Origin of the sequence: Flavobacterium sp. CAU 1735 (assembly GCF_039888695.1) — a bacterium.
Classification (GTDB): Bacteria; Bacteroidota; Bacteroidia; order Flavobacteriales; family Flavobacteriaceae; genus Flavobacterium.
The window spans coordinates 823,157-839,705 of record NZ_JBDQQQ010000001.1 but is presented as its reverse complement, the minus strand read 5'-3'; the positions used below and the strand labels follow the sequence as shown (position 1 = coordinate 839,705).

Here is a 16,549-nt window from a genome sequence, read left to right as displayed (position 1 = left end):
TAATGAAAAAAATTTTACTATTTGCCTTATTACTGATTACTACTCTTACCACGCAGGCACAAATCAAATTTGAAGAAGGATATATTATTAAAAACGGTAATGAACGTGTAACTTGTTGGATTAAAAATCTTGACTGGCGTAACAATCCTAAAGAAATCGAATACAAACGAGACGAAAACGGTACAGTAGAAACGGCCAATTGGTCCAATATTAAAGCATTTGGTTTTACCAATCAAAAAGTTAAGTTTATCAGCGCCTGGATCAAACTGGATCGCTCCTCTGAAAAAATGGCTTCTTTAAGCCGATCTCCGGAACCTATTTTCAATGAAGAAGGACAATTCCTAAGAGTTTTGGTTGAAGGTGATGCATCACTTTACCTATTTGAAGACGAGAATTCGTATAAATTCTTCTATTCTTATAATGGTTCCGAAATCGAACCGCTTATTTTCAAATCGTATTTGGATGAAAATATTCAAATCAGAGCCAATGAAGACTATAAAAATCAGATCCTAACCAACTTAAAGTGCGAATCTATCACTCGTGAGATATTGCGTAAACTTCGCTACCGTGACAACGACCTGATTGATATTTTTGAAGCCTACAATACATGTAAAAATCCATCCGGAGCCGCTTCTACTTTTAAACAGGAGATTGTTCGAAAAAGCGCTTTACACCTTAGTGCGAGAATCGGTTTAAACACTACGTCAGCTTCTTTTGACAGTAATTCTAAAAACTTTGGCGAGCCGTATGTTGATTTTGGTAACAAAATGACATTCCGAATTGGCGCTGAATTAGAATATATTTTACCGTTATACGGAAATAAATGGAGTCTGATTCTGGAACCAAGTTTCCAGTCTTACAAATCTGAAATCGTTCAGGATGGTTTCACGCATTCACTTGATTATAAATCACTTGACATTCCGGTAGGTGTTCGTTATTATATGCACTTAAACGACAAATCCGCTTTATTTATCAACGGTATCTTTAGCTATAATATTGATTTGGGATCCAAACTGGTCTACACCGTTTACACGCAACCTACTGAAGTTAATGTAGATCCTGTTTATAATTTTGGTATCGGTGCCGGTTTCCGTTTCTTAGAGCGTTTCAGTTTTGAATTGCGTTATGCAACGAATCGTAGTCTTGTTAACAATGAAACAAAATACGACAGTAAATACAATACCACTTCATTTATCTTAGGATATCGATTATTCTAAAAAACAAAAATAACAAGGATAGCTGTTATTCCTCCGGCTATCCTTGTTATATTTATAAATTTAAGTTTATTTTTACCCTAAAAAAATAACGCATTTTTCACCGCATACCAATGAAGCAGATCAGTAGTGTCCAAAATCCTTTTATAAAATCGTTGCTCCAGTTACAGGACAAAGCCAAAAACCGGAAACAATCCGGCACTTTCCTTATTGAAGGTCAGCGGGAAATAATGCTGGCACAAAAAGGTGGCTACCGACTTATTACTGTTTTATTTTCTCCGGAAATAATTTCACTTTCTGCAGTTCATGAACTAACAGAACCGGATACTGAAATTATCGAAATCAGCAAAGAAGTCTACCAAAAACTGGCCTATCGCGATACCACCGAAGGTGTTCTGGCCATTGCCGAATCGAAATCCTTGTTGCTATCCGATTTAAAACTTCGGAAAAATCCGCTTATTCTGGTAGCAGAAGCTCCGGAAAAACCGGGAAATATCGGTGCTTTATTACGAACTGCCGATGCCGCCAATCTGGATGCCGTTATTATTGCCAATCCCAAAAGCGACCTTTACAATCCGAACATCATCCGTTCCAGCGTGGGCTGTCTTTTTACAAGACCCATAGCAACCGGATCGACCGAAGACGTTATCGCTTATCTTAAAGCACAGGAAATCGCTATTTACTGCGCAACATTACAAGATTCAACACACTATCATACACAAGACTATACCGGTGCCACCGCGCTTGTAGTCGGTACCGAGGCTACCGGACTTACCGAAGCATGGCGTACCGCCAGTAAACAGAATATTATCATCCCTATGGAAGGTGAGATCGATTCCATGAATGTTTCCGTTGCCGCTGCAATTCTAATCTTTGAAGCCAAAAGACAACGTCTCACATAACCAAAATTAATTATTGCATGATTATGAAAAAGTTTTTCTTTTTATTCTTGTCCAGTTTTTCAATTTATGCCCAAATCAGTTCTCCCGAAATAGACGAACTGGTAGAAAAAACCCTGACGACTTTTGACGTTCCGGGAATTGCTGTTGCCGTTGTTAAAAACGGAAAAGTGATCCATTCCAAAGGTTATGGAGTAAAATCGATCAAAACAAAAGAAAAAGTAGACGAAAATACATTATTCGGAATTGCATCCAATAGTAAGGCTTTTACCACTGCCGCATTAGCCATACTGGTAGACGAGCACAAACTCGACTGGAATGATAAGGTAAAAAAATACATCCCGGAATTCCGGATGTATAACGACTATGTCACCAACGAATTTACCATTCTGGATTTACTAACACACCGTAGCGGTTTGGGTCTTGGTGCCGGCGATTTAATGATCTGGCCGGACGGTCATGATTTTACCGCTAAGGATATTGTAAAAAACATTCAATATCTCAAACCGGTTTCCGGATTCCGAACCAAATACGATTACGACAACCTGCTTTATGTAATTGCCGGCGAGGTGATCGAAAAAGTAAGCGGGCAAAGTTGGGCTGCCTTTATCGAACAACGTATCATGAAACCGTTGGAAATGAAGAATAGTGTGGGAACCTGGTCGCGCTTAAAAGACACCACCAATACCATCGTTCCTCATGTACCGATAGACGGTAAGTTACAAGTTATCAAACGGTATAAAAGTACCATTCTCGATGCTGCCGGAGGAATTTACTCCAGCGTTAACGACATGAGCAAATGGGCTTTAGTGCAGTTACAACAGGGAAAATATGGTCCAAACAAGGAGAAACAGTTGTTTAGCGAACAGCAACACGACGAAATGTGGACACCACAAACCATTTTACCAAACAGTACCACGCCTCCTTATTATACATTGTTTACAGCCTACGGTCTCGGATGGCAATTAAACGATGTTAAAGGAAAACTACAGGTTTCGCATACCGGCGGACTGGAAGGTATCGTAACACAGGTAACCCTGCTTCCGGAACTGGAACTGGGTATTATTGTTTTTACCAACCAACAGTCGGGTGCCGCTTTTAATGCCATTACCAATACCATAAAAGACAGCTATCTGGATATCCCGTATACCGATTATGTATCCAAATACAGTCATCAAAAAATATCACGGGAAGCCGAAGCCGATAAAGTAACCAACGAAGTATGGGAAACTGTCGCATCGAATTTGAAGAATCGCAAGCTCAAACACAATTACGACAAACTGACCGGTGTTTTTAAAGACAACTGGCTTGGCGAAGTATCCATTGTAACAAAAGGAAAAAAATTGCATTTTATTTCCAAACGGTCACCGCAGTTATCCGGAGAGATATTCTTTTACAAAGACAATATTTACGCCGTAAAATGGTTTAACCGCTATTTTAATGCCGATGCTTTTATGTACCTGACCTATGATAATGACGGTAACTTACAGAATATTAAAATGGATGCCATTTCACCACTAACGGATTTCAGTTATGATTTTCAGGATCTGGATTTCAATCGGGTCAAATAAATTCTCAAAACGCTCTATAGAGCGTTTTTTTATGGCTCAAATTTTAACATTATTTAGCAGCTATTCGGGGCACTGTACTTGCAAAAGTTATTTCTTTACACTAAATTTAGGAATTGAATGAATTGTTATGACTGAGATTGATTTAGAACAAGAAAACAAAGCAATTGCGCGAGAATACAAAGAACTACTTCGCATTAGTTACCAAACCCTTACCGAAGAAGATAAAAAACTGATCCGTAAAGCTTTTGATGTTGCTGTCGATGCACACAAAGATCAACGTCGTAAATCCGGAGAAGCCTATATCTTCCATCCTATTGCCGTGGCTAAAATTGTCGCCTCCGAAATCGGACTTGGCGCCACTTCCATTGCCGCAGCACTAATGCACGATGTGGTCGAAGATACCGATATCACGATTGAAGACATCGAAAAAATGTTCAATCCTAAAATCGCGCAAATTGTCGATGGGTTAACCAAAATAGCCAAGGTAAAAACCGATCAGGAAATCTCGATGCAAGCCGAGAATTTCCGAAAAATGTTATTGACATTAAACGACGACGTACGCGTAATTCTAATCAAAATTGCCGATCGTTTACACAATATGCAGACGATGGAAAGCATGGCTGATTATAAGCAGGCTAAAATCGCCTCGGAAACCCTGTATATTTATGCTCCGCTGGCGCATCGTTTGGGGTTGTACAACATCAAAACACAACTGGAAGATCTTGGACTAAAATACACCGAACCGGATGTATACCAGGATATTGTAAGCAAAATGAAAGAGACCAAAGAAGAACAGGAAGCTTACATTAAATCCATTTCCGATGTTCTTAAAAATTCCCTGGACGAAGAAGGTATCGAATATACGATGAAAGGACGTCCTAAATCCATCTACTCCATCCGACGTAAAATGTTGGTTCAGGGAGTGACCTTTGATGAAGTTTACGACAAATTTGCCCTGCGGATTATCTATAGATCCAAGCCTCAGGAAGAAAAATTTCTGGCCTGGAAAATCTATTCAATCGTAACCGATCATTACCGTCCGAGTCCGAGCCGTTTGCGTGACTGGATTTCATCGCCAAAATCAACCGGTTATGAAGCCCTGCACATTACCGTTATGGGACCAAAAGGACGTTGGGTGGAAATTCAGGTGCGTAGCGAACGTATGGACGAAATTGCCGAAAAAGGATATGCCGCGCACTACAAATACAAACAAGGTGCCACTGAGGAAAATGGTCTTGACGTATGGTTAAACCAATTGCGCGAAGCGTTGGAAAATGCAGAAACCAATGCCGTCGATTTTGTAGAGGATTTTAAATTAAACCTGTATTCCAAAGAAATCTATGTGTTTACACCAAAAGGCGAAATCAAATCGCTGCCAAAAGGTGCCACTTCACTGGATTTTGCCTTTAGTATTCACTCCGAAATCGGAATGCATACCCGCGGAACACGGGTTAACGGAAAACTCGTACCGCTTAATCATGTCCTAAATAGCGGTGATCAGGTTGAAATAATCACCTCACAAAACCAAAAGCCTACGGCAAGCTGGCTGGATTACGTAACCACATCGCGTGCGCGCAATAAAATTAAAAGCGTGCTTAACGAAAGCACCAAGAAAATCGCCGAAGATGGTAAAGAGTTGCTAACGCGTAAATTAAAACATTTAAAAATTACGCTTAACGAGACCACCGTTAACGAACTGGTGAACTATTTCAAACTGCAAACCAGTCTGGATTTGTTTTACCGTGTCGGAGCCGGTCTGATCGACAACCAGCAATTAAAAGATTTTGCCGCGCAGAAAAACAATACCTTGATCAACTTCTTTAAAAACAAGATCAAACGTTCTCCTAATGTCGCACCGGAACAGCTGCACCGTAATGAGATTATAAAAAATTACGACTTACTCGTTTTCGGCAAGGAACAGGAAAAACTGGATTACAAACTATCCAGCTGCTGTAATCCGATTCCGGGTGATGATGTTTTCGGGTTTATCACGATCAACGAAGGGATTAAAGTGCACCGTAAAGACTGTCCGAATGCCATTAGTTTACAGTCGAATTATGCCTACCGGATCATTCCGGCCAAATGGATCGATTCGTCTCAGGAAGAATTTAAAGCCATCCTTAAAATTACCGGAATGGACACCTTAGGTTTAACCAACGAGCTAACCAAGGTTATTTCCAATCAGATGCACGTAAACATTCAGAGCATCGCCCTTAGCGGTGAAGCCGGAATTTTTAACGGACAGGTAACCGTGGTCGTTCAAAACAATACGATCCTGAAAAAACTGATCGACAACATCAAAAAAATTGACGGTATCGACAAAGTCACCCGCGTTCATAAAAACTAAAAAAGCTTTTTATTTATACTTCAAATAAGTACTTAATTCCCGTTAAGTACTTATTTGTTTTTAAGATGTTCTCACTTTTCGTTAATAAAAAACTAAAATTTTCCGATTCCGGAACATTACCAGATTAAAACTTTACACTCCAAAAAATAAAGCTTATCTTTGCGGGTATTTCATACCAAACCTACTATGGAAAATAATAAGAATCAAGAAATTGTAAAAAGCGTATTCACTAAATATCTGGAAGAAAAAGGACACCGTAAAACACCGGAACGTTATGCTATTCTTCAGGAAATTTATGATAGCGCCGAGCATTTCGACATCGAATCCCTATATATCAAAATGAAAAACAAAAACTATCGTGTGAGCCGTGCAACGCTTTACAACACGATAGAATTATTATTGGAATGCGGTTTGGTTAGAAGACATCAGTTTGGACAAAATCAGGCGCATTATGAAAAGTCTTATTTTGACAAACAACACGATCACATTATCATGACCGATACTGGCGAAGTGATCGAATTTTGTGATCCGAGAATACAGACCATTAAAAAAACGATTGAGGAGATTTTCGATATCGAAATTCACAACCACTCGTTATACCTGTACGGACAGAAAAAACAGCACAAAGAGAATTAACAACTACGCATACGACAAATAACTATATTAAACACAAAACAACAAACAACAACAGAATGACCGTAGATTTGCTACTAGGATTACAGTGGGGAGACGAAGGAAAAGGAAAAATCGTTGACGTACTCACTTCAAAATACGACATTATTGCTCGTTTTCAAGGCGGACCAAACGCCGGACACACTTTAGAATTTGATGGAATTAAACACGTACTGCGAACCATTCCTTCCGGTATTTTCCACAAAAACTCCGTTAATATCATCGGAAACGGTGTCGTGATCGACCCGGTGGTTTTCCAGAAAGAATTGGAAGGCCTGGAAAAATTCAACATGGATATCAAATCCCGTTTGCTTATTTCCAGAAAAGCACATTTGATTTTACCAACACACCGTTTATTAGACGCCGCTTCGGAAGCTTCAAAAGGGAAAGCCAAAATTGGATCCACCCTTAAAGGAATCGGACCGACTTATATGGACAAAACCGGAAGAAACGGTTTGCGTGTAGGTGATATCGAACTTGCCGATTTCGAAGAACGTTACCGTACTTTGGCCGACAAACACGAAGCCATGATCTCGTTTTATGACGTAGACATGCAATACAACCTAAAAGAACTGGAAGATGAGTTTTTTGCTGCCATCGAGGTTTTAAAAACACTTACGTTTATCGACAGCGAAGCATTCCTGAATCAGGCGATGAAAGACGGAAAATCAATCCTTGCCGAAGGTGCTCAGGGTTCCCTTCTTGACATCGATTTCGGAACCTATCCGTTTGTAACGTCTTCTAATACTACTGCTGCCGGTGCTTGTACCGGTTTGGGTATCGCTCCGAACAAGGTAAAAGATGTTTTCGGTATTTTTAAAGCGTATACAACCCGTGTAGGAAGCGGACCATTCCCAACCGAGCTTCACGATGAGATCGGACAGACCATGGCACGCGTTGGAAACGAATTTGGATCAGTCACAGGAAGAGCCCGCCGTTGCGGATGGCTAGACCTTGTAGCCCTGAAATATGCGATTCAGGTTAATGGTGTTACACAATTATACATGATGAAAGGTGATGTACTTTCCGGTTTTGATACCCTAAAAGTATGTACCGGTTACAACTATAACGGCGAAACCATCAACCATTTACCGTATAACATCGAACCGGAAAACGTAACTCCGGTTTATGTGGAGAAAAAAGGCTGGAAAGCCGACCTTACCGGAATGACAACATACGAACAACTTCCGGCCGAATTAAAAGAATACATTGAATTTATCGAAAGTGAAGTGGAAGTGCCAATCAAAGTGATTTCGGTTGGTCCCGACAGAACACAAACGATTCTGAAATAATCTGAAAAACGCTTCCAAACGGAGGCGTTTTTTTATTTTTCGCATATTTTAATTATTTAATAAATTATTCTTAATTAAAAATCCCGTTCGTAGATTTTACTTAAATTTGGCACAAAATTTCAGACTTTGAAGCAATTCTTTCTTTTTCTTATAAGTTTCACTATTTGGTGTACTACTTCGGCAGTGGCACAACAAAAAAAAACAATCCAGATCATCCATACGGATTTCACCGACAGTAATCAAAATGAAATCCCGGGAGCATCTATTCTTACCGGTAATGTTCAGATCGAACACGATGGTGTATTGATCAACTGTAACAAACTGTACTTTTTCGAAAAAGAAAATTATGCCAAAGCCTTTGGTAATGTAATTATGAACCAGGGCGATACTATTTTCATGAACAGCCGTTATGCCGAATACAACGGTAATGAAAAGTTTGCCTATGCCTCCGGCGAGGTTGTTTTGCGTTCTCCCGAATCGACCTTAACCACCGATACGTTAAATTTTGATCGGAATATCCAACAGGCATACTACAATTCCAACGGTACCATTATCAACAAAGACAATACCCTGAAAAGTAAATCCGGGCGCTATTACCTGAACGAAAAAAAGTATCAGTTCCTTACCGCAGTCACCGTAACCAATCCGCAATGTGTGATCAAATCCAATCACCTGGATTTTTACGACAATTCGGGACATGCCTATGTTTTCGGCCCGTCTACAATTACGAGTAAAGACAATGTCATTTATACCGAAAGAGGATTTTACGACACCAAAAAGGATCTGGCGACTCTAACCAAAAACTCCACGATTAAATACGACAACAGACTCATAAAGGGCGATAAAATATTTTACGACCGGAAGCGGGATTTCTCATCCGCCACTGACAATGTCAAAATCACCGACACCATCAACAAAATGATTGTCCGGGGACATTATGCCGAAGTGTATAAAAAACAGGATTCCATGTTTATCACCAAAAAGGCCTTACTTTCCAGTCTGGTCGAAAACGATTCGGTGTATATCCATGCCAAAAAACTACTGGTTACCGGAAAACAGGGCGAACGGATTATCCGTGGTTTTAACAACGCCCGTATCTACAAAATCGATATGAGCGGGAAATGCGATTCGATCCATTCCGATCAGAAAAAAGGATTGACGCAACTTATCGGAAAACCGGTACTCTGGAACAACGAAAGCCAAATGACCGGCGACGTCATTCATCTTATCGGTAATAATAAAACGGAAAAACTGGATTCTTTAAAAGTACTCAACAATGCTTTTATCGTACAGAAAGATACATTAGGAACCGGCTTTAATCAAGTAAAAGGACAGGACTTATTTGGTAAATTCAAAGACAATAAACTTTCCACTGTCGATTTGGTTAAAAATACCGAAAAGATCTACTATATGTATAACGACAAAAACGAGCTGGAAATGATCGATAAAGGCGTTAGTAGTCGGATACATCTTGAACTGGAAGACAATAAAATTCAAACCATGACCGCCTTTGTCGACCCGAAAAGCGACAGTTATCCACCGGATCAGTTTCCGGAAAACGCACGAAAACTGCGTGGCTTTGTCTGGCGTGGCGACGAACGCATCAAATCCAAAGATGACATTTTCCCTCCGGAAGAACTCGCTTTGGACGCACAAATATTAAAAGAGAGTCTTGCAAAAGATCTCGAAAATGAAAAACCAATGGAGGCCACGAAAGAGACATTAGAATACGGTAAACCTCCCAAAAAAGAAAAAGCGAAAGCGAAAAACACCAAGAAAAAATGATTCAGGATTTCTATAAATACCAGGCGCAAACTTCCCCGCACCCGTTAGCCATGGAAGTTTCGCACGCCAAAGGTTCTTATATTTACGATACTACAGGAAAAAAATACCTCGATTTTGTTGCCGGAGTTTCGGCTTGTACACTAGGCCATCAACATCCGCGTGTAACCAATGCGATCAAAGATCAACTGGACAAATACGCCCATGTAATGGTATATGGTGAATATGCCCAGGATCCGTCGGTTCTTCTTTGTAAATTGTTGGCTGAAAATATGCCGACCGAACTAAACAAGACCTACCTGGTTAATTCCGGAACGGAAGCCACGGAAGGCGCACTAAAATTAGCCCGTCGTGTGACCGGCAGAAGTCAGCTGATTTCCTGTTTTAACGCCTATCACGGCAATACTATGGGATCGATGAGCGTAATGGGTTTTGAAGAGCGCAAACAAGTATTCCGCCCTTTGATTCCCGACGTGGATTTTATCACTTTTAACAACGAAGAAGACTTACAAAAAATAACATCCAAAACCGCCGGAATCATTTTGGAAACCATTCAGGGTGGTGCCGGTTTTGTACAACCGTTTGACGGCTTTCTTACGAAAGTACGCCAACGTTGCGACGAAGTGGGTGCCATGATGATTTTGGACGAAATCCAGCCCGGTTTCGGACGTACCGGAAAATTATTCGGTTTCCAGAATTACGATGTCGTTCCGGATATTGTGGTTATGGGCAAAGGAATGGGTGGCGGTATGCCGGTTGGCGCTTTTACGGCCAACGAAAAGCATATGGATCTTTTAAGCCACGATCCTAAACTAGGACACATTACAACTTTTGGTGGTCATCCAGTGATCGCAGCAGCGTGTTTAGCGACCTTACAGGAATTAGTTGAAACGGATCTGATGCAACAGGCGTTGGAAAAAGAAAAATTATTCCGTAAATTACTGGTACATCCGTTGATCACTGAAATCCGCGGCGAAGGTTTAATGCTCGCTCCCATGACAGAAAGTCCTGAAATTACCAATAAAGTCATTTTTAAATGTCAGGAAAAAGGGTTGATTTTGTTCTGGTTGCTGTTTGAAGGCCGTGCCATACGTATTACGCCTCCCCTGACGCTTTCCAACGAAGAAATCGAAGAAGGATGTGGCATCATTATTGAAGCTATGAATGAAGTCATGAACGAGATGTAACCCCTTGTGAATAAACTAAAATTGTTAATTAAATTGTTCACAACATAGCATTTCGATTTCTGAAAAAATAACAAACCTTTCCTAATTTTAATAAGGATAATTTTAAACAACTGGAGTATGAATTTGAGTCACGAGGAAGAAGATAATAGTTTATCCTTATCAAAGTTCGAATCGATGTTGAAAACCAACAAGGTATTCTTCTTTGACTCCGAAGAGTTTGAAGATATCATTCTTCATTATCTCGATACGGGTAAAATTAATTTAGCCAAAAAAGCCCTAAAACTTGGACTGGAACAGCACCCAAAATCAACCGGTTTAAAACTGGTTCAGGTGGAGCTTCTGGTTTTTGACGACAAACTGGACATAGCCGAAAAATTATTAAATGATTTATACGCTATCGAACCAACCAACGAAGAAATCTATATCCAGAAAGCCAATATTTATTCCAAAAAAGATCAGCACGACAAAGCGGTGGAACTTTTACAGATCGCTTTACGCTATACCGACGATTATGCCGACGTATATTCGCTTATCGGCATGGAGTACCTTTTTATGGACAATCTGGAACTAGCCAAGGAAAATTTCATCAAGTGTCTGGAAAACGATACCGAAGATCATTCCGCTTTATACAACGTAGTCTACTGTTTCGATTTTCTGGATCAAAACGACGATGCGATTCTTTTCTTAAACGGTTTTATCGACCGTAATCCGTATAGCGAAGTCGCCTGGCATCAGTTAGGTCGCCAGTATTATACGGTAAAAAATTACGAGCAGGCGGTTCGCGCTTTCGATTATGCTACACTGATTGACGAAAGTTTTTTAGGTGCGTATCTTGAAAAAGCAAAAGCACTTGAAAAACTAAAAAAATACCAGGAAGCGATCGATTGTTACAACATCACTATGGAGTTGGACGATCCGACGTCTTTTGCACTTTTACGCATCGGAAAATGCCACGAACGTCTTGGAAGAACCGATGTTGCCTTACAGTTTTATCTAAAAACGGTACACGAAGATCCGTTGTTGGACAAAGCCTGGATTGCCATTACCGATTTCTATATCCGTCAGCGCAATTTCCAGAAAGCCTTGTACTATGTTAACAAAGCGATCGGTATCGACAATGAAAACAAACTGTATTGGAAACGCTATGGCGCGATCAACAAACAGTTGAGCTTTTTTGAGGAAGCCGAATATGGCTACCGCAAAGCCGTAGAGTTTGGCGATTATCAATTAGACACCTGGTTGTTCTGGGTTGACTTATTACAATTTTTAGGTGAATTCGACAGTGCCGTACAAACCTTATTACAGGCTTCGGAGTTTTTCCCAGAAGAATATGAAATCGAATACCGATTGGCCGGATTGTACTATATGCTTCACGACGAAGAAAAAGGCAAAGTCCACCTAAGCAACGGATTGCGATTAAACTTTAACAATCATACACTATTGGAAGAATTATTCCCGGTAATCTGGAATCAGAAAGCGATTCGAACACAGATTGAAAAGTACCAGAAATTAAACGAATAAGACGCATCCAAATACCATATTTTACCAGTATCTTTACGGTTAATTGATTCATTTAATTAACCGTTTTTTATTATGAAAAAAGTTAAGAAAAGGAAGTTCGGCTTAGTCGGAAAAAACATCAGTTATTCATTTTCGAAAAAATATTTTACCGAAAAATTCGAAAACCTCGGACTTAACAACCATAGTTATGTCAATTTTGATATCGATACTATCGAAGCGTTTCCTACTATCCTTTCCGAAACTAAAAACCTAAAAGGAATGAACGTTACCATTCCGTATAAAGAAGCTATCATTCCGTTTTTAGGTAAACTTTCTAAAAATGCAGCCGTAATTGGCGCCGTAAATACCATTCGTATCACCAAAAAAGGCGAAACCAAAGGCTATAACACCGATTTTTACGGTTTTAAAAAAGCATTGAAACCGATGCTTAAAAAGCACCATCAGAAAGCCTTGATTCTCGGTACCGGCGGTGCCAGCAAAGCCGTAGCCTATGCGCTTCAGAAATTAAAAATTGAATACGATTTCGTTTCCCGGAATGCTACCGAATGTGAATATTCGTATAGCGAACTGAACGATACTCTTTTTAACGAATATCAAATCATTATCAATACCACGCCACTAGGTACATTTCCAAATATACAGGATTGCCCGGAACTGGATTACTCCCTTTTTACCGACAAACACATTGCGTTTGATCTGGTTTATAATCCCGAAGAAACCGAATTTTTAAAACGAGCGCGATCACAAGGAGCCAAAATTAAAAACGGTTACGAAATGCTCGTTTTTCAGGCGGAAAAAGCCTGGGACATCTGGACAGAAAAACAAAAATAAAGACGGCTTTTACACCGTCTTTATTTTTTCGCTTTTGGTTACAGCAATTCCAAAAGTGCAAAAAAAACTGACGTCAATTATCGGTTTATAGCAAAAAATACGCACTTTATCCCATTTTTCTTTTGCCTTTTCCGTATGCTTTTAGTATCTTTCCACTCAATTAATGTTAAACTTAAGCATTTCAACAATGTTAGAAGAAAAGAATGATAACCTGCCAGAGGCAGACGGACAGGAACAAATTAAAGGCGAAGAAACCGTTCCAACAGCAGAACAATCTGCCATAGAAGCCATCGAGAATTCCAATGCCGAGGAAGGCGAAGACGATGCCATTTCCGAAGGTCATGATATCCCGATGCTTCACTATGAAGCCATGTCTATGGAGGAATTGGTTGCCGAACTTGAAAAACTGGTTGCCAATCAGAAGGCGGTATCCATCCGAAACCACGTAGAGGAAATCAGAAAAGATTTTATGGACAAATACCATCACTTTATCGATGAGAAAAGAGATGAGTACAGCCATGAAAATAACGGTGATGTGACCGGTTTTGACTATCACTATCCGCTAAAGAACAAATTCGACTCTATTTACAATCACTATAAAGACTTAAAAAATCAGCACTTCAAACAGCTTCAAAACAACCTGAAACACAATCTGGATGTTCGTCAGGCGATTATTGAAGAACTGAAAAGTCTGATCGACAATCCGGGAGAAAGCATTCAGGATACGTTAAAAAGCGTAAATGAATTGCGTGAGCGCTGGAAAAATGCCGGCCCTATCCCTCGTGACAAATACAACCACGTATGGAATAATTTCCATTTTCATATCGAGCGTTTTTACGATCATCTGCATTTGGATCGCGAAGCGCGTGATTTAGACTTTAAACACAATCTGGAGCAAAAACAAAAAATCATTGCCCGTGTGGAAGAATTGGTCAACGAAAGTGATGTCACCAAAGCGTTCCGCGAATTACAGTCGTTACACAAAATCTGGAAAGAAGAAATCGGCCCTGTATCCCGCGAACACCGTGAGGAATTATGGAATAAATTTAGCGAACTAACGCGTCAGTTACACGACAAACGCGAAGCACTTGTTGCTAAAGCCAAAGAAAAAGAAGAAGAAAATCTGGCTAAGAAAAAAGAAATCATTGCACAAATTGAGGCTGTTTCCAACGAAACCATTACTGCTCATAGCGCATGGCAAGGTCAGATTGAAAAAATAGAAGCTTTACGAACGGCTTTTTTCCAAACCGGAAAAGTGCCACAAGAAGTAAACGAAGACACCTGGACTGCTTTTAAGAACGCTGTTCGTAATTTTAACGCTCAGAAGAACTCGTTCTACAAAGACATTAAAAAAGACCAACAGGACAACCTGAATAAAAAACTGGCTTTGGTTGAAAAAGCCAATTCTTTAAAAGATAACGAAGATTTTAATGCCACAACACCGATCATGAAGCAAATCCAGGAAGACTGGAAGAAGATCGGACATGTGCCGCGTAAATATTCCGATAGCATCTGGAAAGACTTTAAAGACGCCTGTAATCATTATTTCGATCGATTACACGCCAAACGCAACGAAGCCAATTCGGAAGAAATTGATGCCTTTGAAAAGAAAAAGGACTACCTGGAGCAATTAAAAGACTTCCAGTTGACCGGCGAACACAAAGCCGACCTTGATGCCATTAAACAGCATATCGAGAACTGGAAAGGTTTTGGACGCGTACCACACGCCCGTCGTCATATCGAAGGAAAATTCAATAAAATACTGGACGCTTTGTTTGACAAGTTAAGCTTATCGAAAAAAGAAGCTGAAATGGTGAAATTCAACAACCGTTTGGAGCAACTTGCCGACAGTGATGATTCCCGAAAACTGGAAAACGAGCAAATCTTTATCATGCGTAAGATTGATGAAGTACAAGGCGAAATCTTCCAATTGGAAAACAACATTCAGTTTATTTCTAATGCTAAGCCGGACAATCCGTTTATCAAAGAGATCAACAAAAACATTGATCGTCATAAAGAAGAATTAAAAACCTGGAAAGAAAAACTAAAACAAATCCGTAGTTTAAAACAACAGGAATAACATAACACAAAAAAGACCGGAAATTCCGGTCTTTTTTTATAGTATCGCATAAAAAATAAAGCATGATCAACATACAAGATACCATTAGCGAAGTCGTTGCTTCATTAACCACCACCATCTATTTGGAAACTGCCAATCCAAAACTTAAAAAAAACAAATACCTTGAAGACACTAAAGAATTGCAAAACCAGGCAACCTTCATTACTGATGAAGGCTATTTTTACTTTTTAAGCCAATTTGGAGACGCAATACTAACTTTTAACGATGGCGGAAGTATCAGTATATTTGGCTTTGGCTATTGGGAAGGAATGGCCATTACCGACTATCCGCTTCTTGATTCGAACGGCATCTATGTTTTAGCCGATTATGCCGATAGCGGAGATGAAATGCTTTTTTTTGCATACAATTCAAATGAAGACGCAAACGCGAACAGAATTTGGGTATCAAACAATTTAGATTCGGGATTTAAACCCGTATACAACGATTTTTTACATTTCTTAAAAAGTATTTCAAGTGGCGAATTTGAACAAAACAAACATCAATGGCTTACTCCTGAAAAATGATTTTCTAACCGTTTCCGAAGAGAATCTTTTACTTGATCATATTGATTCCAGTCCATGGGATACCAGTCTTAAAAGACGCGTACAACACTATGGCTACCGGTATAATTACAAAAGCAAAGTCATTGACAATTCTCTATTTGAAAAATTACCCGACTGGCTCGAAAATCTAAAGAAAAAGATTCAGAAGTATTTCGATTTGGATTATTCTTTTAATCAAGTGATCATTAATGAATACGAACCCGGCCAGGGAATTGCGTCACACATCGATTCCACCGCATCGTTTGACGACATCATACTATCGGTAAGCCTACATTCGGCTTGTGTGATGGAATTTACCAAAGACGATACTAAAGTGCCGCTTTTATTGGAACCAAGAAGTATATTATTATTATTATTATCCGGAGAGAGTCGATACGAATGGAAACACGGTATTAAAGCCGTAAAAAAAGATCGCGGAATAAATGACGAAATTATCCTGCGTCAGAGAAGAGTTTCCATTACCTTCCGAAAGATCATCGATAAGTAAACAACGGCAAAAATAACACACTACAAAAAAGACCGGAAATCCGGTCATTTTATAGCTATAAAAA

At 39.7% G+C, this 16,549-nt stretch carries 13 protein-coding genes; all 13 read left to right on the top strand.

What is annotated here, in order from left to right; translation table 11 throughout:
• The first annotated feature begins 2 nt into the window (after positions 1–2).
• Positions 3–1,217: an outer membrane beta-barrel protein gene (locus AAFN64_RS03900; protein WP_347759340.1), complete on the top strand. Its 1,215-nt coding sequence runs from the start codon at positions 3–5 to the stop codon at positions 1,215–1,217.
• A gap of 110 nt (positions 1,218–1,327) precedes the next feature.
• Positions 1,328–2,116: an RNA methyltransferase gene (locus AAFN64_RS03895; protein ID WP_347759339.1), complete on the top strand. Its 789-nt coding sequence runs from the start codon at positions 1,328–1,330 to the stop codon at positions 2,114–2,116.
• A 23-nt stretch (positions 2,117–2,139) separates the two neighbouring features.
• Positions 2,140–3,684, top strand: coding sequence for a serine hydrolase (locus tag AAFN64_RS03890; RefSeq protein ID WP_300490135.1), 1,545 nt, complete (start codon positions 2,140–2,142; stop codon positions 3,682–3,684).
• Between the two features lie 127 nt (positions 3,685–3,811).
• Positions 3,812–6,031 carry a RelA/SpoT family protein gene (locus AAFN64_RS03885; protein ID WP_300490138.1) on the top strand — a complete coding sequence of 740 codons (2,220 nt, stop codon included), beginning with the start codon at positions 3,812–3,814 and terminating at the stop codon, positions 6,029–6,031.
• 186 nt (positions 6,032–6,217) lie between these two features.
• The gene (locus AAFN64_RS03880) at positions 6,218–6,667 is read left to right on the top strand and encodes a transcriptional repressor (RefSeq protein WP_300490142.1); all 450 of its coding nucleotides are present in this window, start codon (positions 6,218–6,220) and stop codon (positions 6,665–6,667) included.
• A gap of 56 nt (positions 6,668–6,723) precedes the next feature.
• A complete protein-coding gene (locus AAFN64_RS03875; RefSeq protein ID WP_347759338.1) occupies positions 6,724–7,995 on the top strand; it encodes an adenylosuccinate synthase in 1,272 nt (423 codons plus the stop codon).
• 183 nt (positions 7,996–8,178) lie between these two features.
• Complete coding sequence (locus tag AAFN64_RS03870) at positions 8,179–9,780, top strand: OstA-like protein (protein WP_300490148.1); 1,602 nt, start codon at positions 8,179–8,181, stop codon at positions 9,778–9,780.
• Positions 9,777–10,964 carry an aspartate aminotransferase family protein gene (locus tag AAFN64_RS03865; RefSeq protein WP_347759337.1) on the top strand — a complete coding sequence of 396 codons (1,188 nt, stop codon included), beginning with the start codon at positions 9,777–9,779 and terminating at the stop codon, positions 10,962–10,964. Before AAFN64_RS03870 ends, AAFN64_RS03865 begins: the two co-directional genes overlap by 4 nt.
• Positions 10,965–11,081: 117 nt before the next feature.
• A complete protein-coding gene (locus tag AAFN64_RS03860) occupies positions 11,082–12,485 on the top strand; it encodes a tetratricopeptide repeat protein (protein WP_300490154.1) in 1,404 nt (467 codons plus the stop codon).
• Positions 12,486–12,557: 72 nt separating this feature from the next.
• Positions 12,558–13,316: a shikimate dehydrogenase gene (locus AAFN64_RS03855; protein ID WP_300490157.1), complete on the top strand. Its 759-nt coding sequence runs from the start codon at positions 12,558–12,560 to the stop codon at positions 13,314–13,316.
• Positions 13,317–13,503: 187 nt separating this feature from the next.
• On the top strand, positions 13,504–15,396 hold the full coding sequence (locus tag AAFN64_RS03850; RefSeq protein ID WP_347759336.1) for a DUF349 domain-containing protein: 1,893 nt from the start codon (positions 13,504–13,506) through the stop codon (positions 15,394–15,396).
• 62 nt (positions 15,397–15,458) lie between these two features.
• Positions 15,459–15,959 (top strand): hypothetical protein, encoded by a 501-nt coding sequence (locus AAFN64_RS03845; RefSeq protein WP_347759335.1) that lies wholly within the window; start codon positions 15,459–15,461, stop codon positions 15,957–15,959.
• On the top strand, positions 15,910–16,485 hold the full coding sequence (locus tag AAFN64_RS03840; RefSeq protein ID WP_347759334.1) for an alpha-ketoglutarate-dependent dioxygenase AlkB: 576 nt from the start codon (positions 15,910–15,912) through the stop codon (positions 16,483–16,485). The genes AAFN64_RS03845 and AAFN64_RS03840 overlap by 50 nt, the downstream gene beginning before the upstream one ends.
• Positions 16,486–16,549: the final 64 nt, after the last annotated feature.